This is a genomic window from Streptomyces sp. NPDC049687 (genome assembly GCF_044465285.1).
Classification (GTDB): domain Bacteria; phylum Actinomycetota; class Actinomycetes; order Streptomycetales; family Streptomycetaceae; genus Streptomyces.
The window spans coordinates 76,761-100,029 of record NZ_JBITLN010000011.1; the positions used below are offsets into that span (position 1 = coordinate 76,761).

The window sequence follows — 23,269 nt, forward strand, 5'->3', positions numbered from 1 at the left end:
GCCGCCCACGCGGTGATCAAGGGTGTGCGTAGGAAGCGTAGCGGTCCCGGGAGACAGCCCTGGCACAGGGGTTTCGCGGGCGGTCGGGAAGCAGGCGCTCACATGGTTGACCGGCCCCAGGCAGGCCACATACGTTGCTGCCGAGCGGAAAGCGCTTGCTGTACGTGCTTGCTGCTCCCTTGCCGCTCACCCGGTCTTTCGGCCGTACGTCGGAGGAGTGCTGATCGCGCCCATGTCCCCTTCCCCTCCGTTCGCCGGCCGTCCCATCCGGGCCGCCGTCATCGGCACCGGCGCCATCGCGCGCGGCTCCCATCTGCCCGCCCTCCAGCAGCTCGCCGCCGAGGGCGAGACGGAGGTGGTCGCGGCCGTTGACATCGATGCCACGGCGGTCGAGGCGTTCTGCGCGGAAGGCGGGGTTCCGCACGCCTACACCGACCTGGCGCGGATGCTCGCGGAGCAGCGCCCCGACCTGGTGACCATCTGCACCCCGCCGACCCTGCACCGCGAGCAGAGCGTGGCCGCGCTGCGGGCAGGGGCCTGGGTGTGGTGCGAGAAGCCGCCGGTGCCGACCCTCGCCGACTACGACGCCGTCGAGGCGGAGGAGGGGGCGGAGAACGGGCCGTACGCCTCGATCGTCTTCCAGCACCGCTTCGGCTCCGGCACCCGCCATGTGCGGCGGCTGCTGGCCGGGCAGGCCCTCGGCCGGCCGCTGGTCGCGCACTGCCAGACGACCTGGTACCGCGACACCGCCTACTACGCCGTGCCGTGGCGAGGCCGTTGGCAGACCGAGGGCGGCGGCCCGGCGATGGGCCACGGTATTCACCAGATGGACCTGCTCCTCGACCTCCTCGGGCCGTGGAGCGAGGTGCGGGCCATGGCCGGGCGGCTCGTCCACGACGTCGAGACCGAGGACGTGTCCACCGCCCTGCTCCGCTTCGAGAACGGCGCGCTGGCGACGATCGTCAACAGCGTCCTGAGCCCCGACGAGGTCAGCCGTATCCGCATCGACTGCGAGCGCGCCACCGTCGAGCTCACCCACCTCTACGGCCACTCCAACGCCAACTGGCGCATCACCCCTGCCCCCGACGCCACCGGCGAGGAGGTGGCCGCCTGGCGCGACTTCGGCGCGGACGTGCCCAGCTCGCACCTGGCGCAACTGCGGGAGCTGGTCGCCAGCATGCGGGCCGGTGAGCGGCCGCGCGGCAGCGGCGCCGACGGGCGCACCAGCCTGGAGCTGATCACCGCGCTGTACAAGTCGGCGTTCACCGACACGACGGTCGGGCGCGGCGAGATCGGCGCCGGCGACCCGTACTACACGGCCCTGCACGGCGGCGCCCCCGGCTGGGCGCCGGGCACGGTCACGGGGGACGCGGAGGTGCCCGCGTGAGCGGCGGTCTGCGTCTCGTCCACGCGCACGGCGACCGGATCACGGTGACCGACCCGGCCACCGGCGTGGAGCTGCTGACGTACGTCTACCGGCAGGAGGCGGCCTGGGAGGCGCCGAGGCCGTACATCCACCCGCTGCGGACGCTGGCCGGCGACGTCGTCACCGACTACCGACCCAACGACCACCGCTGGCACAAGGGCCTGTCGCTCACCGCCTCCCACCTCTCGGGCGCGAACCTGTGGGGCGGCAACTCGTACGTCCACGGCGAGGGATACCTCGCCCTCCCCGAGCGGGTCGGCTCGATGGCGCACCTCGGCTTCGAGGAGGTCTCCGCCGACGCCGGGCGGGCCGTGATCGCCGAGCGGCTGACCTGGCATCCGTACGGCGGCGATCTGTGGGCCGAGGAGGTCCGCCGGATCGAGGTGCACGACGTCGACCGGCACTCCGGCTCCTGGGCGCTGACCTGGAGCACCTCCATCACCAACCGGCGCGACGAGCCCCTGCGCTTCGGCAGCCCGACCACCGCGGGGCGTGAACTGGCCGGATACACCGGCCTGTTCTGGCGCGGCCCGCGCGCCTTCCGCGACGGCCGGATCATCGGCCCCGAAGGCGAGGGCCCCGGGCTGATGGCCTCGCAGAGTCCCTGGCTCGCCCTCTCCGGCGAGCACGACGGCACCGACGGCCACGCCACCGTCGTTCTCGCGCACGCCCCCGAGAACGACCACTCCGGCGCCGGAGGAGCCCACCCCGCGCACTGGTTCGTCCGCAACGAGCCCTTCGCGGGCATCGCCCCCTCCTGGGCCTTCTTCGACGAGCTGACGCTCCCCCCGGGCGACACCCTCACCCGCCGCTACCGCGTGGTCGTGGCCGACGGCGCCTGGGAAAGGGAGGAGATCACCAAGTACCTGGAGGCGCACCCCTGGTGAGCGCGTAGGCGTGTCAGCGCGGTCGTGCCGCCCGCGCGCCGGCCGTCCGGAGCGGCAGGGCAGAATGCCGGGTCATGACGCATCCCCCGACCGACTGGTCGCAGCTCCGTCACGCCTACGGGCCCGCGGACGACGTCCCCGGCCTCTTCGCCCGGCTCGACGGAGGGCCGGGTGACAAGGAGATCTGGCACGAGCTCTGGTCGGCCCTGTGCCACCAGGGGGACGTGTACGGGGCGAGCTTCGCCGCGCTGCCGGTCCTCACGGACATCGCCACCGGGCGGGCGGCCGGCGACCGCGACGAGGCGGTCGCGCTGGCCGGCTCCATCGTCGCCGAGGCCGACGAACGGCTGCGCGCCCGGTACGAGCGCGAGATCGCCGAGCTGCTCACGGTGGGCCGGGAGTGTGTGGAGCAGCCCCGGGACTCGCAAAACTTCGTCTACTGCCTGCAGTTCCTGCTCGCCTTCGAAGGGGTGCCCTTCTGGTCCCGGGAGTTGGAGTACCTGCTGGAGGAGTTCGAGGCCGAGTGTCCCCGGTGCGAGGCGTTGACCCTCGTCCTGATGGGCGAGTACCTCGACGAGTGCGAGGCCGAACTGCACCCCGCCGACCCCGCCGAGCTGACCGGGATCGGCGCCCGGCTGCACGCGATGTCTCTCGCGGCGGGGCAGAACGAGGCGGCTCGCTGGCTGCTCCACCTCTTCGGCGGGGTGAGCTGCTCCGAGTGCGGGACGGTGTTCGGCCTCGCGGAGAGCGCCGCCCGGGCCTGAGGCCCGGCGCGCTCGGCGAAGCTATGCCACCGCGGGCCCCGTCACCGTCCAGCCCGGTGTCTGCGGGTGGGCGCTGAGCTCGTGGTGGCGGACCGGGTCGCCGCAGGCGGAGCAGGTGACCACCGGGAGCAGCTCGTTGCCGCAGGCGTGCTCGATCACCATGGGGCGTTCGTCTTCCTTGCGGAGGTGACGGTCGCCCCAGGCCATGAGGGTCATCAGGACCGGCTCCAGTTCGAGGCCCGCCTGCGTGGGCCGGTACTCGAAGCGCTGTGGGCGCTCGCTGTAGGCGCGTTTGGTGAGGATCCCGCCCTCGACGAGGCGGCGCAGCCGGGTGGCCAGGATGTCGCGCGGGGCGCCGATGTTGCGCACCAGCTGGTCGAAGCGGCCGTTGCCCAGGCACACCTCGCGCAGGACGAGCAGGGAGTACTTCTCGCCGACGAGGGCGAGGGTGTCGGCGATCGAGCAGGGGCGCGGTTCTCTGGGGTCCTTGGAGGCGGCCATGCGGATCAGTCTAGGGGAGGGTTCGAAAACCAAACCCACGTGAGTTGGATTTTCCAACTCGCATGGCTATGGTGGGTTCGGATTTCCTACTCACCAGTAGTCGCGGAGGCCCGCACATGCGTGACGCAGTGATCGTCGAAGCCGTACGCACCCCGATCGGCAAGGGCAGGCCGAACGGCTCCCTCGCACACGTCCACCCCGTCGAACTCCTCGCCCACACCCTGCGCACCCTCGTCGAGCGCTCCGGCGTCGACCCCGCGCTGATCGACGACGTCATCGGCGGCACCGTCGACCAGGTCGGCGAACAGGCCATGAACACCACCCGCTACGCCGTCCTGTCGGCGGGCTTCCCGGAGACGGTCCCCGCGACCACCGTGGACCGGCAGTGCGGTTCCTCCCAGCAGGCCGTGCACTTCGCGGCGCAGGGCGTCATGTCCGGCGCCTACGACATCGTGGTCGCCTGCGGTGTCGAGTCGATGAGCAGGGTGCCGATGTGGTCGAACGTGCCGCCCGGAAAGGATCCCTTCGGCCCCGGCGTCGCCGAGCGCTACCCGGACGGACTCGTCCCGCAGGGCATCAGCGCCGAACTCATAGCCGCCAAGTGGTCGATCACGCGCGAGCAGATGGACGCCTTCGCCGTGTCCTCGCACCACAGGGCCGACGAGGCCTGGCGGAAGGGCCTCTTCGACGCCGAGGTCGCGCCGCTGGACGGCGTATCGCGCGACGAGTGCGTACGGCCCGGCAGTACCCCGGAGATCCTCGCAGGGCTCAAACCGGCCTACTACGACCCGACGTTCGCCGAGCGCTTCCCGCAGATCGAGTGGAACGTCACGGCGGGCAACGCCAGCCCCCTCAACGACGGCGCCTCGGCCGTGCTCATCACATCGAGCGAGACCGCGGCCCGCCTAGGTCTGCGCCCGCTCGCCCGGCTGCACAGCTTCGCCGTCACCGGCTCGGACCCGCTGCTGATGCTCACCGGCGTCATACCGGCGACCGAGAAGGTACTGCGCACGGCCGGGCTGCACCTCGACGACATCGACCTGTTCGAGGTCAACGAGGCGTTCGCCGCCGTGGTCCTGGCCTGGCGGCAGGAGACCGGCGCCGACCTGGCCAAGGTCAACGTGCACGGTGGCGCGATCGCGCTCGGCCACCCCCTCGGGGCGAGCGGCACCCGGCTGACGACGACCCTCGTCCACGCGATGCGCGAGCGTGGCGCCCGCTACGCCCTGCAGACGATGTGCGAGGCGGGCGGGCTGGCCAACGCGATGGTGCTGGAAGCCGTGTAGGGGCTCAGCGGCGCCGCAGGTGGTGGCGCTTGCGCCACGCCACCACCGCACCGGCCACCGTCGGCAGCGCGATCGCGGCCAGCGCGATCAGGAAGGCCGGCGAGGTCGGGGCCGAGGCGCGGGCCCCGGCGACCACGTAGGCGGCCGTGTTCGGGACCGACCCCAGCGCGGTCGCGACCAGGAAGGACACCCAGCCCATCCGCGAGACGGCGGCGCAGTAGTTCACGCCCCAGAACGGCAGCCCGGGGAACAGCCGCGCCGCCAGCATCGACCGCATGCCGTGCCGGCTCAGCTGACCGTCCGCCGCCTTCAGCAGCCGCCCGCGCAGCAGCGGCCGCAGCGCGTCCTGACCGAGGATCCGGCCGAGCCCGAAGGCGATGCCGGCGCCCAGCACCGTGCCCGCCAGAGCGGCGGTGACACCGAGCGCGGAGCCGAACAGCGCGCCCGCGGCGAGGTTCAGCAGCGGCCGGGGCACGAAGGCCACCGTGCACAGCCCGTACGCCACCGCGAACACCGCTGCCGCCGAGACCCCGCCCAACTGCGGTGGCCAGCCGTCCGCGAGCAGTCTCTGCGGCTCGAAGAGCAGCACGCTCGCCCCCGCCGCCGCGAGGAGCGCGACCAGCAGGGAGAAACGGGACCAGGGCGACAACAGCACTCTGCCGCAGCGCGCCAGGCGACCGGAGGGCGAGGTGGCGAGGGCGGGCACGGCGAGGACGGGCACAGGAACGACGAGCTCCCTGGCGGCGGCCCGGGGAGAGGCCGTGGCGGTGCCCCCAGAGCGGGTGGTGGCATCGAGCATCCCGCGACAGTAACCGACGGACATGTGTGATCGCCGTATGGTTCGTCTCATGACCGTCACCGGCGCGGGCGCGACCGACGTCCCGCACAGCGCACTCGCCGACACCGTGCTGACGCGGCTCACCACCGCGTACGCGGGCGCTGCCGACCCCGCCAAGGCGGCCGTCATGCGGGCGTACATGAAGGACGTGGCCCCCTTTCTCGGCCTCCCCACCACCGAGCGCCGTGCCCTGTCCCGTACCGTCCTCGCCGGCCTGCCCCGCCCCGACGAGGCCGACTGCACGGCCGTCGCCCTGCGCTGCTGGGCGCTGCCGCAGCGCGAGTACCACTACTTCGCCGTCGACCACCTGCGCCGCCACGCCGGACGCTGCTCCTCGGCGTTCCTCCCGGTCGTCCACCGGCTGATCACCACGACCTCATGGTGGGACACGGTCGACCCGCTCGCCGCGCATGTCGTCGGCGCCCTCGTCGCGGCCGACCCCCGCCTCGCCGCCACCATGGACACCTGGATCGCCGACGACGACCTATGGGTCGCCCGCACCGCGCTGCTCCACCAGCTCCGCTACAAGGAACGCACCGACGCCGACCGCCTCTTCGCCTACTGCCTGCGCCAGTGCGGTCACCCGGACTTCTTCGTCCGCAAGGCGATCGGCTGGTGCCTGCGCGAGTACGCCAAGACCGACCCGGACGCCGTCCGTGCCTTCCTCGCCCGCGAGCGGGGGCGGTTCGCACCGCTGACGGTGCGTGAGGCACTGAAGAACATCGGGCCCGCCGTCTAGGGCGGGTTGTGAAAGTCCCGCCTGCCCTGGCGCCGAAAAACCATTCGACGCCGAACGAGTCGTCGGCGATGATCGGCACCATGTTCCGGTACGCCTTCGTCGTCGCAGCATCCGCAGTCGCGGATGCTCCGAAGGCTGCCGTCCCGCTGTTCCTGGCCGCTGTCGACGGCGCCCGAAGCTGACCCTCTCCGGAATGTCCGGCGGACCCCGCAGGGGGAGGGTCGGCCAGTTCCTCGGGGTCCCCTCTCCCACGGGAGATCTTCCGCGAACACGCTTCGAGGTACAGCCATGCCCAAGACCGCCTACGTGCGCACCAAGCCGCATCTCAACATCGGGACCATGGGTCACGTCGACCACGGCAAGACCACCCTGACCGCCGCCATCACCAAGGTCCTCGCCGACCGCGGCGCCGGCACCTTCGTGCCGTTCGACCGCATCGACCGCGCCCCGGAGGAGGCCGCGCGCGGCATCACCATCAACATCGCGCACGTCGAGTACGAGACCGACACCCGGCACTACGCCCATGTCGACATGCCGGGCCACGCCGACTACGTCAAGAACATGGTCACCGGCGCCGCCCAGCTCGACGGGGCGATCCTCGTCGTCTCCGCGCTCGACGGGATCATGCCGCAGACCGCCGAACACGTACTGCTCGCGCGGCAGGTGGGTGTCGACCACATCGTGGTCGCGCTCAACAAGGCCGACGCGGGTGACGAGGAGCTCACCGACCTCGTCGAGCTGGAGGTCCGCGACCTGCTCACCGCGCACGGCTTCGGCGGCGACGCCGCGCCCGTCGTACGCGTCTCGGGGCTGAGGGCACTGGAGGGCGACCCGCGCTGGACCGCGTCGATCGACGCGCTGCTCGACGCGGTGGACACGTACGTGCCGATGCCCGAGCGGTATCTCGACGCGCCGTTCCTGCTGCCCGTCGAGAACGTGCTCACCATCACCGGGCGGGGGACGGTCGTCACCGGCGCGGTCGAGCGGGGCACGGTACGGGTGGGCGACCGGGTCGACGTGCTCGGTGCCGGGCTGGAGAGCGTCGTCACCGGCCTGGAGACCTTCGGGAAGCCGATGGAGGAGGCGCAGGCCGGGGACAACGTGGCCCTGCTGCTGCGGGGGGTGCCTCGGGACGCCGTGCGGCGGGGGCAGGTGGTCGCGGCGCCGGGGAGTCTCCGTCCGAGTCGTCGGTTCACGGCCCAGGTGTATGTGCTGTCCGCCCGGGAGGGGGGCCGTACGACCCCGGTGGCCACCGGGTACCGGCCGCAGTTCTACATCCGTACCGCGGACGTCGTGGGGGATGTGGACCTGGGGGAGACGGCGGTGGCGCGGCCCGGGGAGCGCGTGGTGATGACCGTCGAGCTGGGACGGGAGGTTCCGTTGGAGGCCGGTCTCGGGTTCGCCGTCCGTGAGGGCGGGCGGACCGTGGGGGCGGGGACCGTGACAGCCGTTCTGTGAGGGTCGCTGATGTGTGTGGGGGACTGTGGGGCCGTCGTGGCTGGTCACGCGGTCCCCCACGCTCCAGGGGAGGAGTCCCGCAGGCACAATGAAGAAGTGAACGACGAGCCCATACCCGTCACCCGCGCCGTCGACCACGGCACCGCCAAGTTGATGCCCGACGTCGATCGGGAGCGGGCCTGGCTGCTGACGGTTGACGGGGCGCCGCAGTCCTACGTCGACCTCGACGAGCCACAGCATCTGGAGTTCGAGTACGCGCGACGCCTCGGGCATGTCCTGGACGTCGTCGCCGAGGCGGGGCGGCCCCTGGACGTGCTGCACCTCGGGGGCGGGGCGCTCACCCTGCCCCGGTACGTGGCCGTGACCCGGCGGGGATCCCGGCAGAACGTCGTCGAGGCCGACCGGGGGCTGCTCGAGCTGGTCACCGAGCATCTGCCGCTGCCCGAGGGCTCGGGCGTCGCGCTGCACGCCGCCGACGCCCGGGCCTGGCTGGAGGGGGCCCCGGGGGACTCCGTCGACGTGCTCGTCGCCGATGTGTTCGGCGGGTCCCGGGTTCCCGCCCACCTCACGTCCCTCGCCTATGCCCAGGAGGCCGAGCGGGTGCTGAGGGCGGACGGTGTCTACCTGGCGAATCTCGCCGACGCGGCGCCCTTCGCCTTTCTGCGTTCCCAACTGGCCACCTTCGCGGCGGTGTTCGAGGAGCTCGTCCTCATCGCCGAGCCGGCCGTCCTGCGGGGCCGCCGCTTCGGCAACGCCGTCCTCGTGGCCGCGCACCGGCCCGTCGACGTGACCGCCCTGGCCCGGCGTACCGCCTCGGACGCCTTTCCCGCCCGGGTGGAGCACGGGGCGGGGCTGCGGCGTTTCGTCGGCGACGCGCGTCTGGTGCGGGACCGGGACGCCGTACCGTCACCCGTACCGCCGGAGGGGGCGTTCGGCATCGGCTGAGCGACTCCCGGCTCGGTGGCACCAGGTTTTCTCAGCTGGGGCCGGGGGCCGACGCGCTTGAGCGTGCGCCAGCGTTCTTCGAGTTCGGCAGGCGGTGTCATGTCCGCGGTGGAGCCCGGCTCGACATCGGAGACCCACAGCGGGGTGCCGTGCGGGGCGGACAGGAACTGGACGTTCTGCAGCGGTCCAACACCTCGTGCAGATCGGGTGCTTGGGCCGCGACGATGTCGATGCCCTCGTGCTATGGACTGGAGGTTCCGGTCGGCGGCGGAGGCCCAACACTAATGATCACGAGTCACCAGGGAGCCCGCAGCATGACCGGCAGCACGGAGGCCCTTGGCGGGTCGGCTGTGATCGACGATGCAGCACCAAGTGTCACGCGCCCCTTCTACCTGTACGCCGTGCTCACCAACTCGCTGTTCCAGCGCGGCGTATTCGTCATCTTCCTTTACCAGCGCGGCTTCTCCGCCGCGCAAGTGGCCCTACTGCAGACGCTGCTCTACCTGGTCAGCGGACTCGCGGAGTTGCCGACAGGAGTCATCGCCGACCGAATCGGCAGGCGTGCCGGCATCGTGATCGGCCAGATGCTGATAGCTGGATGTCTGCTCGGTCAGGTGGTGTTCTCCACCTACTGGGTGTTCCTGGTGCTGTTCATCGGGCAGGGTGTAGGCATGGCATGTGTGTCCGGTTCGGACACCGCCCTGCTGTACGACCTGCTCGTGCGTCGTGGTGCAACGGCCGGCTACGTCAAGATCAAGTCCCGGTTCACCATGCTCGGGACGGTCACCTCGGGAGCCGCCATCGTCCTCGGCGGCCAACTGCAGCAGATTTCCTGGGGCGTCGTGTACGTCGGTTCGGCGGCGTGCCTCGTCCTGGCCGTGGTGGTGCTGCTGTCAGGGGTGCCCGAGATCCGCGGCACGGACGCGGTGGACGAGCTGGAGGGAGCTGAGGAGGAGCACGGCGACGTCACAGCATGGCGGGCGATGCTTCGGGTCGCCACGCCGGCGCTCGTGACGCTTGTCCTGGTGTCCGGATTGATGCATGCGACTTTGACGCCGTACATCATTTTTACGCAGAAGACCCTCTCCGATCAGGGAGCGGGCACCGCATTGGTCAGCGTGGTCATATCGGCGGGATTCATCGCCGGTGGACTCACTCCGCTGCTGTCGGACCGCGCGGACCGGCGCATCGGGTATCGGATCACGGTCCCGGTGTCTCTCCTGACGCTCGCCGCGGCACTCGCCCTGAGCGGCCTCGGCCTTGTCTGGGTCACCATCGCCGCGTTCCTGGCCCTGGTCGGGATTCCCGAGATCACCGCCGTGATCGTGGACAACGTGTTCAACGAGGCCGTGCCGTCGCGCCACCGGGCGAGCCTGCTGTCGATGATCGCTTTCGTGGAGTCGGCGCTCATCGGCATCGGCTATCTCGTCCTCGGCGCGCTCATGGACGGGATGGGCTCCAGTGTGGGCATGGCCACCTACGCCGCAGTCCCCCTGCTGGCATGTCTCCTGTGGCTCCCGGTGCTCTTCCGAGGGGCACGGGTGACCACCGAGATCAAGAAGCCCGCCGACCAAAAGACATCCTGAAACAGACCATCTCGCGCAACGTCCTGCCCGATGGCAGAGGCGCTGCTCGTTGACATGTCGCTCCCAGTCAGCGACGGAGCTGTCATCGCGACGATCAGCGCCAAACGGGATGGGAAGGATCGCGCCACACATGATGCGTCGGCAGGCACGGTCTTCCACTTGGATCACGGCAACGCCAGTAGGAGCGACCGCCCAAGCCGTCCCCATCGAAGGGGACAGGCACCGCGAACACCGTTCCTCTGCTCGAACTCCCGTCGCCGGAGCGCAGGCAGGGCCCAGCGCAGACCAGTGCATCACCTGCCCGTATCTGCCACTATGTGATGTCTTCTTCAACATCACCTGGGGGCAAGGGCCATGCGGACCACGGCAGCGCTCATATCCACGGCAGCCCTGCTGCTGACACTTGCCGCCTGTTCGGACGGATCAGGGGACTCCGGCAGCCCGGCGGACAGTGCCACAGCTTCCTCCTCGACGGCGGCCACGGCCACCACCGCGCCCCCGGCCGACGCCGAGGCGATCCGCGCCTGTATGACGGGCATCACCTCGCTCTACACCGGGGACTGGTCGCAGACGACCCCGCCGGAGACCCGGCCGGCCGGCTGCGAGTCGCTGTCGGTCACCGAATACGGCTACGCCTACCGGAGCGCCGTGGCGGCGATCGCCCAAGATGGGGAAGACTTTTACAACGACAACGACGGACTTCCCTCCGACTGGCCTTCGTGAGCGATCCCCGGTTCGTCGCCCGGCGCAGATCACCGGCCGTTCGGCCGCACCAACCGCGCCTCGTAGGCGAACACCGCCGCCTGCGTTCGACCCCGCAACCCCGGCTTCAGCAACACCCTGCTGACCTGGGCCCCTGATCATCGGCTCCGCCCCCACCAGCCGCTCCGTGACCTCCGCTCAGTCTGCGAAGGGGGCATCACACGCGGAACCACGCCATCGGCGCTCCCCGCCTCGCGAGAGCACCGACATCGCCGCCAGCGGTCGGCGCAACGCCCGTGACACCAGCAGGTCACTCGCCCTCCTCGGACTCACATGATCACGAAACGGACGTCACGCGGCGACTACGCCGAAGCTCTGCCCCTCCGTGAAGCCGGAGGCCAGAGGCTTGTCCCGCAAGGGTGTTCGGGCGCGGCTCACCGAGAGGCCCTGCTGTCATGCGCCGGCTCCCACGCGATCACCCGAACAGGAACCCTGTTCGACCAGGCGCCGGAGTCCTACTAGGGCACAAGTAATCCGCCGGTAGCTGTCTCGGCCTCGTGATCGTGCTCTTCTTCGGTTGGCGTGGGACGGTCTTGGTCTTGTCGAGGTGTCCATACATGGAGCGGGGCGCGCCGACATGTCGGTGATCTGCTGGACGGTCTTCTCCCGCTCGTCGTAGAGCCGCTGGGCGAGTGCGGCCTGGTCCTCGGTGAGTCTCGGTCGACGTGCGCCGACCCGGCCGCGGGTCCGGGCGGAGGCGAGCCCGTCATTGGTGTTCGCCGCGATCAGCTCGCGCTGAAGCTCGGCGAGCACCGACAGCATGCCGAACATCGCCCGGCCCTCCATGGTGGCTGTGTCGATGCCCTGCTCGATGACGTGCAGCCCGATGCTGTGCTCGCGCAGGTCGGCGCCGAGGGTCACCAGGTGGAGCACCGAGCGGGAGAGCCGGTCGAGCCTGGTGACCTTCAACATGTCGCCCTCGCGCAGCAACTGCATGACGAGGTCGAGCTTGGGCCGGGACGCCTTGCGCCGCTCGCGGTGTCGACGTGGATGTGGTCGCGGTCGACGCCGGCCCGCAGCAGTGCGTCGATCTGATGATCGGGGTTCTGGTCGGCGGTCGGGCCCCGCGCGTAGCCGATGAGCATGTGCAAGGAAACTACCGGCCGCACCGTTCACCGACGTTGATTCCCGACTCGAGTTGCCGACACTGTCCACCTGCAGGTTCGTGATCACGGGTCCGCGTGTCGGCAGACGGTGGCGAGCGCCAACCGTGCGCGGTTGATTCCCCTCGGTGGCCGGCACCCGCAGTGCACGCCTTGCCGAATGATCGACGCAGGGAGCTATAGTGCTAGGCAACTAGATAAATGGAGGAACCGGTGATTGAGTTCCACCTGAACAGCCGCTCCGGCCTGTCCCCGTACCAGCAGCTGGTCCAGCAGGTGAGGCACGCACTGCGCCTGGGCTTGCTGAGCGAGGGGGACCGGCTGCCGACCGTCAAGGACGTGGCGAAGCAGATGGCGGTCAACCCGAACACGGTGCTCAAGGCGTACCGGGAGCTGGAGCACGACGGCCTGGTGGCCGCCCGTCCCGGCGTCGGGACGTTCGTGACCCGGACGCTGGCCGACGGCACGCTCGCCGCGCACGGACCGCTCCGCAAGGACCTGCAGCGCTGGCTGACCAAGGCCCGCCTGGCCGGTCTCGACGACGAGAGCATCGAGGCGCTGTTCATGAACACATTTCGCAACACCGCCGGAGAGGACGTAGCGTGAGCGCCGTCTTGCGAGCCCAGGGCCTGGGCAAGAGGTACAAACAGCGCTGGGCGCTGCAGAACTGCGACCTGGACATCCCCGCCGGGCGGGTGGTCGGCCTGGTCGGCCCCAACGGCGCCGGCAAGTCGACCTTATTGAACCTGGCCTCCGGCATGCTCACCCCGACGGCCGGGACCATCGAGGTGTGCGGCGGCCGACCTGCCGAAGGTGTGGAACAGCTGGCCAAGGTCGGCTTCGTCGCCCAGGACACCCCGACCTACGCCGCGCTGAGCGTCGCCGACCACCTCGACCTCGGCAAGCGCCTCAACTTGAACTGGGACGACGCCGTGGCGCGCGACCGGATCCGTCGCCTCGGCCTGGACCCCAAGCAGCGGGCCGGCAAGCTGTCCGGCGGCCAGCGCGCGCAGCTCGCTCTCACCCTGGGCATCGCCAAGCGCCCGGGACTGCTCCTCCTGGACGAGCCGGTCGCGGCCCTGGACCCGCTCGCCCGGCGGGAGTTCATGCAGGACCTGATGGAGGCCGTCGCCGAGCACGAGCTGAGCGTCGTGCTCTCCTCCCACCTGGTCTCCGACGTGGAACGAACGTGCGACTACATCATCGTCCTGGTCGACTCCCGGGTGCAGGTGGCCGGCGACATCGACGACCTGGTCGCCTGCCACCACCGGCTCACCGGACCACGCCGGGCCCCGGACTCGCTCCCGGCCGGCCAGCACGTCATCACCGCCAGCCACACCGACCGGCAGACCACCCTCCTGGTGCGTACCGACACCGCGGTCCACGATCCGACCTGGACCGTCAGCCCGCTCGGTCTGGAAGACATCGTCCTGGCTTACATGACCCGGCCCGCCGATGCGGTACGCGACACCCGACCCGCACTGGAGGTACTCCGATGATCTGGCTGACCTGGCGCCAGTTCCGCACCCAGGCCGCCGTGATGTTCGCCGTCGTGGCCACCCTCGCCGCCGCTTTCGCGGTCACCGGCCCGCAGTTGGCCAACCTCTACCGGACGGCCGACAGCAGCCTGGTGGACCAGGTCTCCAGTTCGGACCAGACCCTCTACTACACCGGACTGTTGGCCGTGCTCGCCGTGCCTGCGGTCATCGGGATGTTCTGGGGCGCGCCGCTGATCTCCCGTGAACTGGAGACCGGCACCCACTACCTTGCGTGGAACCAGGGTGTCACCCGCACCCGCTGGCTGGCGACCAAGCTGGGCTTTGGTACGGCGGCCTCCATGACCGCTGCCGGACTGACCAGCCTCGCGGTGAGCTGGTGGAGCAGTCCCATCGACCGGGCTGTCAACGGCGGAGGCGCGACGGACACGTACTTCCCACGACTCGACCCCATGGCCTTCGCGGCACGGGGTGTCGTCCCCATGGCCCATGCCGCCTTCGCCTTCGTCCTGGGCGTCGCCCTCGGCCTGGTCATCCGCCGCACCCTGCCCGCGATGGCCACCACCTTCGCCCTCTACACCGCCGTCCAGATCGCCGTGCCGATGTGGATCCGGGCCCACCTGGCCGCCGGGGACCGGACCGTCCTGCCGATCGAGCCCGACGGCGCCCCCATCAGCATCCAGGACGGCGCCGAGCAGATCGTCGCGCATCTCGAAGAAGTGCCCGGGGCCTGGGTCACCTCCCAGCAGACGCTGAACGCCGCCGGCCGGCCGGCCCCAGTGCCGTCGTCGTTCGCCGACTGCCTGCGCACCGAGTCGGGCCCGCCCCCCCTGCAGCAGGTCGACCGCTGCGTCGCCGACCTCGGTGCCCTGGGCTACAAGCAGCAGGTGACGTACCAGCCCGCCGGAAACTTCTGGGCCCTTCAATGGGCCGAGACTGGGCTGTATCTCGGCCTCACCCTGGCCCTGGCCGGGTTCTGCGCCTGGTGGATCCGCCGCCGAGTGACCTGACAGACGCCAGCCCCACTACGGGAGCAGCTGGGAGGGGCAGCCGGGACCCGGCCGCCCCTCACGGACTTGGCGTGGTCCTCTCACCATTCATGATCAAGCTCGCCGATATCGGCTGTCCCGGTGGCTCGAGGCCGGTATGGGCACCGGACCGTCGTCACGGGGGCTCACCTCGGCTCCACCAGGGCCTGGTCGTTGTCGTCCGCCGACGTGCGGGGACGGGACACTGAGAGAAGCGGCGCGAGGTCGAGCCGCTTGTCCATCTCCAGGCGGAAGGTGCCGTATGGGTTGATGTTGGACCAGAACAGCGCCGTGAGCCCGCGCCGGTCCTCGCCGGTGAGCTTCTTCGCCAGTCCGGTTCGGCGAGGACCTGCTGAAGCAGCAGCGTGTTGACGTGCACGAGCGCGGCCTGGAGCAGGTGCAGGGCGAGCATCGAGGTCTCGGCGTGTTCCTTGTCCGGGCCGGTGAGCGCACCGTCCTTGCCGTAGTGGAGCACGGTATTCGCCGAATTCGTACGTGCCGTCCGTCGAACTGTCGGTTCAACCGATCAGCCAACGACAGGGCCTACTTGATTCCTGGTGTCCGAGGTAGGACTACAGGGCCGACCGAGCCGGCCCCCGTGATGGATGAGCCGATGGCTTCTCAGTAGCCCAGCTTCCATTTCTGGTAACCACCATCGTTACAGCCGAGCGTATAAGCGCTTCCGCTCGTATTGCTGTCCAGACACGATCCGGAAATCCTGAGGGAGACCTTGTCCCAGCCTGTTCCGGCGCCCTCCCAGGCCTGAGAGGTGTACATGCGAGTTACGAGAGATCCGTCGTCTCGCATATTCAAGTAGAACCCTGTTTGCTGGTTACGTATGTAGACCATGTCGTAGTACGCGTGAAAAACGTAGAACACCTCCCATGTCTGGTACTTGTTCCCCTGCTGGCAGGGTCGTGTGTAGACATCTCCGGTTCCGTTTCCCAGGTCGTTGCTGTCCAGGCAGAGCCCGGTCGCCCAGTTGCGCAGGAAGTTCCTGCCGATGAGGTCGCCATAATTCAGCGCGGACGCGGAACCAGCATTCAGGAACACGAACCCCATGGACACAGCCATGGCCAGCACCGCGGTCCACACACGACGAGCAAAACGCCCCGGAGCATGGGACTTCACCGAGACCTTCACTCCCTCCGCCTGCCCCGTGTCGAGTCTCTCTGCGTTCACCATGTCGAGTTCCTCCATCTGGCCGCGCTGTGCGGCCGAACCAAGAAGGCCGGGCACTGGCGGCACGCCCTCGCCGCGCAACTGCACGTACAGCTCTTGCTCGCCCGTGCCATGTTCGGAAGCAGGGTGATGCCGCAGCGACCCCCCGTCGAGTTCGGATCGGGGGTGGCTCGCGCCGCGGGCGCCGGCGACCTGCACGCGCAGGCCGAGGAAGGGCTGTTTGGGCGACATCGCCCGACAGTTCGCCGCCTGCCTCGACGACCCGGGGTGCGCCGAGCGCAAGCTCGCTGCCGTGCAGACCCTAGGTACCGCCTAACAGGCAGTTGTCGAAGAGGTGGGCAACGCCGTCACCCCCGACGTGTTCGACTCCGTGGCCGAGGCGTCTAGTTCTCGTACCACTTCTGATAGTTGCCGAGGTTGCAGTTGAGAGTGTAAACCTCGCCGGCATAGTTACTGTCCAGACAGCGCCCGGTCTGCATGTTTACGATGTAAAAGGCCCCCCCGGCGTCGACCTTCGCCCACCGCTGGTAGTTGCCGCCGTTGCAGCCGAGGAGATAGACGTCGCCGGCGTAGTTGCTGTCCAGGCACCCGCCGTAGGCGTAGCTCTTGATCTGGTATTGGGTCGTGGTGGTGGTGACTGTCATCGTCCACCTCCAATACTGCTGGCCGCCACTGGCCCGTGTGTGCGTGTAGACGTCGTTGCTGTTGGTGTCGAGGTAGAGGCCGGTCTGGGCGTTGCGTACCGGGACGACCCAGTCCAGGTCGTCCGCCGAAGCGGGAGTCGCGGAGATGGTGACGGCGGCGACGCTGGCGACGGTAAGGGCCATCAGGGCGCGGGCTGCGCGCCCGAAGCCCTGTCTGAGTTGGTGGATCATGCCAATCCTCACCTGTGGAGTGGGTTCGTCCGGAGGGCCTCCGAACGAATGGGGCTGCATCCCTCTGGTGGGACGGCTTCGCGTCAGGACTCGCCCCGGAAGTAGTTAAGCAATACTTGATTGTTCAATTGTTGTTTCGCTTCAGTAGGACAGGGCTTTGGAGATCTTTTGCGGAATCTCCTTAACCGGCCTCACTGCTGATGACGTCGAAGGTCTTGTCGTGGAGGGCGATTTCGGCGCTCGGGGATATCCACGCCGCAGGAGACGAGCTCGTAGTCGACGCAGCTGTCGCGCGTCGAATGCGGGCACGGGGGCAACACCCACCTCGCCGGTGGCGGGGAGGATCCCGAGGTTGAGCGAGGAGAGGTCGATGTCACACCAGGGGGATGGAGAAGTGCAGCCCGCGCAGCCGCTCCAGCAAGCGGACGCCGGCGTCGCGGTCCTGCACGCTCGCCGCGGTCACCGCGACGGCCAGGACCAGGCCGAGGCAGTCCACCACCAGGTGCCGCCGCACATCCTGGTTCGCCGTGCTGGACGGCGCGAGCACGGCGAACCGGCTGGCCCGTGACGGAGATCCCGCGGTGCGGGCAGCGCCAAGCGAACTGACGATGGCGATCGACAGCCATGTCTGGGACTCCTGCCGCCCGGCTTGCACAACTTCCCTGTCCGTGACGGCACTTGACGAGTACACGCACAGCGCAAAGAATTGAGCCCGCTCGATCTGACAACGTTGTCTGATTTTTTCGGGGAGGCGCTTCCGCCCATGAGATGGACCCAACGGATACGCGGTGCGGGCACGGCGGTCGCAGCAGCCGCCCTGCTCGGCTCCGCCCTCGTCACCCCCGCGGCCCAGGCGGCCACTGCGCAGGACACCCACCTCACCGACCTTGTCAACCCGTTCATCGGGACCCAGAACGAAGGCAACACCTACCCCGGCGCGGCCGTACCGTTCGGGATGGTGCAGTTCTCACCGGACACCGGTCACAACACCGGTTACGACTACTCTCAGAACCACATCCGGGGCTTCTCACTCGTCCATCTCTCCGGTGTCGGCTGTGGCTTGGGCGGCGATCTGCCCGTGCTGCCGACCACCGGTGACGTCACCGAGACGGATTACGCCAAGTACCAGGCCGAGTTCAGCCACGACACGGAGAAGGCGAGCCCGGGTTACTACAAGGTCGGCCTGAAGACCGGCATCGGCGCCGAGTTGACCGCGACCGCGCGTACCGGGGTGCAGCGCTACACCTTCCCCGCCACCGACAAGGCCAACGTCCTGCTCAACGCCGGCCAGTCGCTGCACCGAACGGTCTCCACCAAGGTCGAGGTCCTCGACAGCCGGACCGTGCGCACCGCGATCACCGGCAGCGGCTTCTGCCAGGACACCAAGCCGTACACCGTCTACACGATCACCCGCTTCGACCGTCCGTTCACCACGTACGGCACCTGGGACGGCTCCACGATCACCGGCGGGTCGAAGAGCGGACGCGACGGCGCCTACGTTCGCTTCGACACGACCAAGGACCGGACCGTCGAGGCGACGAGCGCCCTGTCGTACGTCGACGCCCACGGCGCCGCCGTCAACCTCCGTGCCGAGGGCGGTCGTTCCTTCGACCAGGTCCGCGACGCCGCCCGGCGGGCCTGGGAGGACCGGCTCGACGACGTACGCGCGAAGGGCGGCAGCGACGCGCTCCGGCGCACCTTCTACTCCTCCCTGTACCGGTCCTTCCTCGCGCCCAACATCGGCAGCGACGTCGACGGCCGGTACACCGGCTGGGACCAGAAGATTCACCGTGCGCGCGGCTTCACGTACTACCAGAACTGGTCGCTGTGGGACACCTACCGCACCCAGTCACAGCTCCTGTCCCTGCTCGCGCCGCGAGAGGCGCGCGACATGGCGATATCCGTCATCAAGATCGCCGAGGAGAGCGGCTGGCTGCCCAAGTGGGGCTACGGCACGGTGGAGACGAACATCATGACCGGTGACCCGGTCACTCCGTTCCTCACCAACGCTTACCAGCAAGGCCTGCTCAAAGGCTACGAGGAGCGCGCCTACCGCGCCCTGAAGAAGAACGCCGACGGCGTGCCGCCCACCGACTCGCCGGCCGTGGGCCGCGAGGCCAACAGGGAGTACATCGCCGACGGCTTCGCGCCCTACATCCACGACCGCCCGCACGCCAAGCCCGGTGACTCCGACTACGACCACGGCGCGTCCGCGACACTGGAGTACGCCCTGTCGGACGCGATGCTCGGGGCCATGGCCCGCGATCTCGGCCACAACGCGGACGCCGCGCGCTACGCCGCCCGGGCCCAGAACTACCGTGAGATCTTCGACGCCTCGACCGGCTTCTTCCGGGCGCGCGACGCCTCCGGCGCCTTCACCGGACCCGACGACCCGGCCCAGAGCGAAGGATTCCACGAGGGCACGTCCTGGCAGTACCAGTGGCTCGTGCCGCAGGACCTGCCCGGCATGGTCGACCTGATCGGCGGTAAGCAGGCGGCCAACGACCGGCTGGACGCCTTCTTCGCCTACGAGCAACTCGTGCGGGATCCCGCGAAAACCGCGCGCGAGGTGTGGGTGAACGGCCCGTACGACTACTACAACGCGGACAAGTACAACCCGCAGAACGAACCCGACCTCATCGCCCCGTACACCTATCTCTCCACCGGCCAGCCCTGGAAGACCACCGATGTGGTGCACGCCGCGCTGACGCTCTTCACCGACACGCCGACCGGCATGACGGGCAACGACGACCTCGGCACGATGTCCGCCTGGAACGTGCTGTCGTCGATCGGCATCTTCCCGGTGCAACCCGGCTATGACACCTGGGGTCTGTCCACCCCCGTCTTCGAACGGGTCGACCTCACACTCGACCGACGCTACTACCCGCGTGGGGCGCTCACGGTGACGGCGCCCGGCACCTCCGACAGCCGCCACTACATCCAGTCGGCCCGCGTCGACGGCTCCCCGTACGCACGTACGTATCTGACGACCGATGCCCTGCGGGACCTGCGTTCACTCTCGTTCAGGGTCGGCACCGAGCCGTCCGGATGGGGAACGGCCGCCGAGGCCGGGCCGCCTGCGCTGAACCGGCCCGCGGCCGACAACCGGGGTTGAGGACGCTCGGCTGAATCGTGACGCGGAACGTCGAGGGGCCCGTCGATGACGGGCCCCTTTCGCGACGACGCGGAAGCAAGGCGAATCCCCCGCCACAAGCCGTGCCCCACAGTACGTAGGGGGCACTGGGCACGGCCGCGCCGGCCGGTTCGGAGCTCTTGAGGCTGTTGTTGCGGCCCGCCCGGGCGGGGCCGCGCAGGCGGTGGGGGGTGCCGGCGGATGGGGTCACCGGCCGACTATCCCCGCCCGCACCCCCCTGTGCCGAACCGCTTACCCATCGAGCGGACCCCGCTCAGTTCGCCGTGGGCTCCCCGTGCCAGCGCACGGTGCTGAGGATCTGCATGACCGTCGCCTTGGGGACCTCCTCCTTCACGCCCTTGGCCCCGTACCAGTTCCAGGACACGTAGTCGCCCTTGGAGTTCTTGAAGCCGAACGTGATCGCCTTGCCGTCGCTGTCGCACTTGCCTTTCTGGGGCGTGTTCGTCGACTGGGCCCAGGCGTAGCTGCCCTTGATGCCGGACGCGGTGGTGAAGGCGGTCGCCTTCTCATCGAAGCTGATGCTCTTCTTGTCCGGCTCGGTGTAGCCGCCGAAGACCCACCACGCCGGGGTGTTGATGGCGATCTCGTCGGTGTTCTTGGCTCCTTCGGCGCCCTTGGTGCCGGCCACCGCAAGCGGCGTGTAGTCGGTCTTGCCGTCCTTGTCGCTGTCCGTGCCGCACCACTTGGACTTGTACTCGGCCGTGCCCGACATCAGGATCGAGCCGTAGCCGCTGGCCTCCTTCTTGTCCTCCCACTCGAACCCCTGGCCGAGGCCCGGCTTCTGGACCTCCCAGTCGGCCGGCACGTCGAAGGCGATGCCCCACTTGGGGTTCACCACGACCTTCCAGCCCGAGACGGTCGCCTGCTCCTCGTCGTCGTCGCGCGGATTGTCGTCCGTGCCGGTCGAGGAGGACGCCGAGGCGGAGGCGGACACCGAGGGGCTGGCACCGCCCTTGGCCGCGTCGGCCGTGTCGTCGTCCCTGCCCAGCACCAGGAATCCGGTGACGCCGGCGGCCACGACCACGGCCGTGGCCGCGACGATCGCGACGACCTTCGTCCGGTTGCCCCCGCCGCCGGACGGCGGCTGGGGCGCGCCCATGGCCGTCGGGGTGCCCCACTGCGGTTGCTGCGCGTAGGGGTTGGGCTGCTGCTGGCCCGGTTGCTGGTAGCCGGGCTGTTGAAAGCCGGGCTGCTGATACGGATTCGGCTGCTGGTATCCCGGCTGCTGGTACGGATTGTTCTGCGCCTGCGGGTTCTGCTCTCCCCCGGGCGGCTGCTGTCCTGGCCACATGGCCTGAAACCCTAGTGCCGTCCGGGACACGGTGGGGTCACCGCCCGTCGTCGGGGTCGTACCGAAATGAGGTGTCGGACGGCCGGAGTACACGGACCGTGCCCATGGCCGGCCGGGTTGTCCGTGGTCGGGCCGGGTGTGGCCGCCGGTTCGCGGTCGCCGGCCCGGCCACATGGGCGGCGCGCGTACGGCGATCATCGACACCGCCCTGGCCAGGGCTGGCTACTCGTGGGTAACATCGCGCCATGAGCGCAGACCAGATGTCCATCGGCGAGATGCTCGCCGCCACGGTGCCCATGGCCCGGACCCTGAACCTCGAGTTCCTGGAGACCACCCCGGACCGGGCCGTGGTCGCGCTGCCGGACCGCAGTGAGTTCCACAACCACGTGGGCGGCCCGCACGCCGGGGCGATGTTCACGCTCGGCGAGTCCGCCAGCGGCGCGATCGTCCTTTCCGCGTTCGGGGAGCAACTCGCGCGGGCCGTGCCGCTGGCCGTCAGCGCCGAGATCACCTACAAGAAACTCGCGATGGGCGCCGTCACCGCCACCGCGACCCTCGGCCGCCCGGCCGCCGAGGTCGTCGCACAGCTCGACGCGGGGGAGCGTCCCGAGTTCCCCGTGACGATCGAGATCCGCCGCGCCGACGGCGCCGTCACCGGTGAGATGACCGTCGTGTGGACACTGCGTCCCAACGGCTGAACGGAGCCGACGCGTGACGGGGCGACCGGGCGCGCGGTGACTGTGTGCGCCGTAGGGTCGTCACCGCGCGCCCGGTCGACGCCGTCAGGCGGCCGCCCGTTCCCGTCCGGCCCCGCCGTCGCCCTCCTGCCGCGCCGCCACGAACTCCTTGAGCCAGGCCATGAACTCCGGCCCCAGGTCGGGCCGTTCGCAGGCCAGCCGGACCACCGTGCGCAGGTAGTCGGCCTTGTCGCCGGTGTCGTAGCGGCGGCCGGAGAAGAGCATGCCGTGGACCGTGCCGCCCGCGGCGAGCTCCTGCAGGGCGTCGGTGAGCTGGATCTCCCCGCCGCGCCCGGGCTCGGTGCGCTCCAGGACGTCGAAGACGGCCGGGTCGAGGACATAGCGCCCGATGACCGCGTAGCGGCTCGGCGCGGCCTCCCGTGACGGCTTCTCCACCAGTCCCGTGACGCGTACGACGCCGTCCTCACCGGACGGTTCGACCGCCGCGCAGCCGTAGAGGTGGACCTGCTCCGGCGGGACCTCCATCAGCGCGACCACGCTGCCGGCGTACCGGCCGCGAACGTCCAGCATCCGACTGAGCAGGGTCTCGCGCGGGTCGATGAGGTCGTCGCCGAGAAGGACGGCGAAGGGCTGGCCCCCGACGTGGTGGCGGGCGCACAGGACCGCGTGGCCGAGGCCGAGCGGGTCGCCCTGCCGGATGTGGTGGATGTCGGCGAGCAGGGCCGGGTCGCGCACCGCGTCCAGTCGTACGGTGTCGCCCTTGGCCGCGAGGGCCTGCTCCAGCTCGAAGGCGTGGTCGAAGTGGTCCTCGATGGCCCGCTTGTGCCGGCCGGTGACCATCAGGACGTCGTCCAGACCGGCCGCGGCCGCCTCCTCGACGACGTACTGGATGGCCGGCTTGTCGACGACCGGCAGCATCTCCTTCGGGGTCGCCTTCGTCGCGGGCAGGAAGCGGGTGCCGAGGCCGGCGGCCGGGACGACCGCCTTGCGAACCGCGGGTGCCGAGTGGGGGGTAGTCATGTGGATCATGTTGAACGAGGGGGATGGGAGTATCCCGGGAGCCGCATCGGAGAATCCTGTGGGGCTCACCGGAGTCGGGGAGGCCGTGCCGGGAAGTTGGAGATTCGGTGTGGCAACCGGCCTTGGGTACACACAAGTTGAACCGCGTCGTCCGTCGGGGTTTCGAATGCGGGTGCGGATACCGACGGTAACTTATCTGAAATTCCCGCTCTTTGAACTTTGGTCGATTG

General features: G+C 69.7%; 23 protein-coding genes and 1 pseudogene. 14 read left to right on the forward strand and 10 right to left on the reverse strand.

The window, feature by feature from the left end:
- Positions 1 to 232: 232 nt before the first annotated feature.
- The 3 genes from ACIBVL_RS30480 (at position 233) to ACIBVL_RS30490 (ending at position 3,077) form a co-directional block, all read left to right on the forward strand.
- Positions 233 to 1,387 (forward strand): Gfo/Idh/MocA family protein, encoded by a 1,155-nt coding sequence (locus tag ACIBVL_RS30480; RefSeq protein WP_399101995.1) that lies wholly within the window; start codon positions 233 to 235, stop codon positions 1,385 to 1,387.
- Positions 1,384 to 2,313 carry a PmoA family protein gene (locus ACIBVL_RS30485; protein WP_399101997.1) on the forward strand — a complete coding sequence of 310 codons (930 nt, stop codon included), beginning with the start codon at positions 1,384 to 1,386 and terminating at the stop codon, positions 2,311 to 2,313. Before ACIBVL_RS30480 ends, ACIBVL_RS30485 begins: the two co-directional genes overlap by 4 nt.
- Positions 2,314 to 2,387: 74 nt before the next feature.
- Positions 2,388 to 3,077, forward strand: a complete 690-nt coding sequence (locus tag ACIBVL_RS30490) for a hypothetical protein (protein WP_399101999.1) — start codon at positions 2,388 to 2,390, stop codon at positions 3,075 to 3,077.
- 21 nt (positions 3,078 to 3,098) lie between these two features.
- Here ACIBVL_RS30490 and ACIBVL_RS30495 read toward each other — a convergent pair whose 3' ends face one another.
- Complete coding sequence (locus ACIBVL_RS30495; RefSeq protein WP_399102001.1) at positions 3,099 to 3,578, reverse strand: winged helix-turn-helix transcriptional regulator; 480 nt, start codon at positions 3,576 to 3,578, stop codon at positions 3,099 to 3,101.
- Positions 3,579 to 3,694: 116 nt separating this feature from the next.
- On the opposite strand from ACIBVL_RS30495, the gene ACIBVL_RS30500 reads away from it, so the two are divergent.
- On the forward strand, positions 3,695 to 4,864 hold the full coding sequence (locus ACIBVL_RS30500; RefSeq protein WP_399102003.1) for a thiolase family protein: 1,170 nt from the start codon (positions 3,695 to 3,697) through the stop codon (positions 4,862 to 4,864).
- A gap of 4 nt (positions 4,865 to 4,868) precedes the next feature.
- On the opposite strand, the gene ACIBVL_RS30505 is transcribed toward ACIBVL_RS30500, so the two are convergent.
- Positions 4,869 to 5,663 (reverse strand): TVP38/TMEM64 family protein, encoded by a 795-nt coding sequence (locus ACIBVL_RS30505; protein ID WP_399102005.1) that lies wholly within the window; start codon positions 5,661 to 5,663, stop codon positions 4,869 to 4,871.
- 49 nt (positions 5,664 to 5,712) lie between these two features.
- On the opposite strand from ACIBVL_RS30505, the gene ACIBVL_RS30510 reads away from it, so the two are divergent.
- From ACIBVL_RS30510 to ACIBVL_RS30530, 5 genes are all read left to right on the forward strand, one after another.
- Positions 5,713 to 6,441 carry a DNA alkylation repair protein gene (locus tag ACIBVL_RS30510; protein ID WP_399102007.1) on the forward strand — a complete coding sequence of 243 codons (729 nt, stop codon included), beginning with the start codon at positions 5,713 to 5,715 and terminating at the stop codon, positions 6,439 to 6,441.
- Positions 6,442 to 6,729: 288 nt separating this feature from the next.
- Positions 6,730 to 7,899 (forward strand): elongation factor Tu, encoded by a 1,170-nt coding sequence (gene tuf, locus ACIBVL_RS30515; RefSeq protein ID WP_399102009.1) that lies wholly within the window; start codon positions 6,730 to 6,732, stop codon positions 7,897 to 7,899.
- Positions 7,900 to 8,052: 153 nt separating this feature from the next.
- Entirely contained in the window at positions 8,053 to 8,844 is a 792-nt protein-coding gene (locus ACIBVL_RS30520) for a spermidine synthase (protein ID WP_399102376.1), read from the forward strand.
- 314 nt (positions 8,845 to 9,158) lie between these two features.
- Positions 9,159 to 10,430, forward strand: a complete 1,272-nt coding sequence (locus ACIBVL_RS30525; protein WP_399102011.1) for an MFS transporter — start codon at positions 9,159 to 9,161, stop codon at positions 10,428 to 10,430.
- 354 nt (positions 10,431 to 10,784) lie between these two features.
- On the forward strand, positions 10,785 to 11,153 hold the full coding sequence (locus ACIBVL_RS30530; protein WP_399102013.1) for a hypothetical protein: 369 nt from the start codon (positions 10,785 to 10,787) through the stop codon (positions 11,151 to 11,153).
- A gap of 29 nt (positions 11,154 to 11,182) precedes the next feature.
- Here the strand turns inward: ACIBVL_RS30530 and ACIBVL_RS30535 are convergent.
- Positions 11,183 to 11,330: pseudogene (locus ACIBVL_RS30535) on the reverse strand (DNA-binding response regulator); the annotation flags it as partial.
- 255 nt (positions 11,331 to 11,585) lie between these two features.
- Positions 11,586 to 12,128: a recombinase family protein gene (locus tag ACIBVL_RS30540; RefSeq protein ID WP_399102015.1), complete on the reverse strand. Its 543-nt coding sequence runs from the start codon at positions 12,126 to 12,128 to the stop codon at positions 11,586 to 11,588.
- Between the two features lie 368 nt (positions 12,129 to 12,496).
- On the opposite strand from ACIBVL_RS30540, the gene ACIBVL_RS30545 reads away from it, so the two are divergent.
- Genes ACIBVL_RS30545 through ACIBVL_RS30555 form a run of 3 tightly spaced genes read left to right on the forward strand, consistent with a single transcriptional unit; the run spans position 12,497 to position 14,801 of the window.
- Entirely contained in the window at positions 12,497 to 12,901 is a 405-nt protein-coding gene (locus ACIBVL_RS30545; RefSeq protein WP_399102017.1) for a GntR family transcriptional regulator, read from the forward strand.
- Positions 12,898 to 13,794 carry an ABC transporter ATP-binding protein gene (locus tag ACIBVL_RS30550; protein WP_399102019.1) on the forward strand — a complete coding sequence of 299 codons (897 nt, stop codon included), beginning with the start codon at positions 12,898 to 12,900 and terminating at the stop codon, positions 13,792 to 13,794. Before ACIBVL_RS30545 ends, ACIBVL_RS30550 begins: the two co-directional genes overlap by 4 nt.
- On the forward strand, positions 13,791 to 14,801 hold the full coding sequence (locus ACIBVL_RS30555) for a transporter (protein ID WP_399102021.1): 1,011 nt from the start codon (positions 13,791 to 13,793) through the stop codon (positions 14,799 to 14,801). The genes ACIBVL_RS30550 and ACIBVL_RS30555 overlap by 4 nt, the downstream gene beginning before the upstream one ends.
- Positions 14,802 to 14,955: 154 nt before the next feature.
- Here the strand turns inward: ACIBVL_RS30555 and ACIBVL_RS30560 are convergent, their stop codons facing one another.
- The 4 genes from ACIBVL_RS30560 to ACIBVL_RS30575 form a co-directional block, all read right to left on the reverse strand.
- Positions 14,956 to 15,294 (reverse strand): Tn3 family transposase, encoded by a 339-nt coding sequence (locus ACIBVL_RS30560; RefSeq protein WP_399102023.1) that lies wholly within the window; start codon positions 15,292 to 15,294, stop codon positions 14,956 to 14,958.
- Between the two features lie 146 nt (positions 15,295 to 15,440).
- Positions 15,441 to 16,232 (reverse strand): RICIN domain-containing protein, encoded by a 792-nt coding sequence (locus ACIBVL_RS30565; RefSeq protein WP_399102025.1) that lies wholly within the window; start codon positions 16,230 to 16,232, stop codon positions 15,441 to 15,443.
- 152 nt (positions 16,233 to 16,384) lie between these two features.
- Positions 16,385 to 16,876: an RICIN domain-containing protein gene (locus ACIBVL_RS30570; RefSeq protein WP_399102027.1), complete on the reverse strand. Its 492-nt coding sequence runs from the start codon at positions 16,874 to 16,876 to the stop codon at positions 16,385 to 16,387.
- A gap of 373 nt (positions 16,877 to 17,249) precedes the next feature.
- Entirely contained in the window at positions 17,250 to 17,423 is a 174-nt protein-coding gene (locus ACIBVL_RS30575) for a hypothetical protein (protein WP_399102029.1), read from the reverse strand.
- Positions 17,424 to 17,639: 216 nt separating this feature from the next.
- Here ACIBVL_RS30575 and ACIBVL_RS30580 point away from each other — a divergent pair, with 216 nt between their 5' ends.
- On the forward strand, positions 17,640 to 19,991 hold the full coding sequence (locus ACIBVL_RS30580; protein ID WP_399102031.1) for a GH92 family glycosyl hydrolase: 2,352 nt from the start codon (positions 17,640 to 17,642) through the stop codon (positions 19,989 to 19,991).
- Between the two features lie 292 nt (positions 19,992 to 20,283).
- On the opposite strand, the gene ACIBVL_RS30585 is transcribed toward ACIBVL_RS30580, so the two are convergent.
- Positions 20,284 to 21,321 (reverse strand): hypothetical protein, encoded by a 1,038-nt coding sequence (locus ACIBVL_RS30585; protein ID WP_399102033.1) that lies wholly within the window; start codon positions 21,319 to 21,321, stop codon positions 20,284 to 20,286.
- A 260-nt stretch (positions 21,322 to 21,581) separates the two neighbouring features.
- Here ACIBVL_RS30585 and ACIBVL_RS30590 point away from each other — a divergent pair, with 260 nt between their 5' ends.
- Entirely contained in the window at positions 21,582 to 22,019 is a 438-nt protein-coding gene (locus tag ACIBVL_RS30590) for a DUF4442 domain-containing protein (protein WP_399102378.1), read from the forward strand.
- A gap of 84 nt (positions 22,020 to 22,103) precedes the next feature.
- Here the strand turns inward: ACIBVL_RS30590 and galU are convergent, their stop codons facing one another.
- Positions 22,104 to 23,039, reverse strand: coding sequence for a UTP--glucose-1-phosphate uridylyltransferase GalU (gene galU / locus ACIBVL_RS30595; protein ID WP_399102035.1), 936 nt, complete (start codon positions 23,037 to 23,039; stop codon positions 22,104 to 22,106).
- Positions 23,040 to 23,269 lie beyond the last annotated feature (230 nt).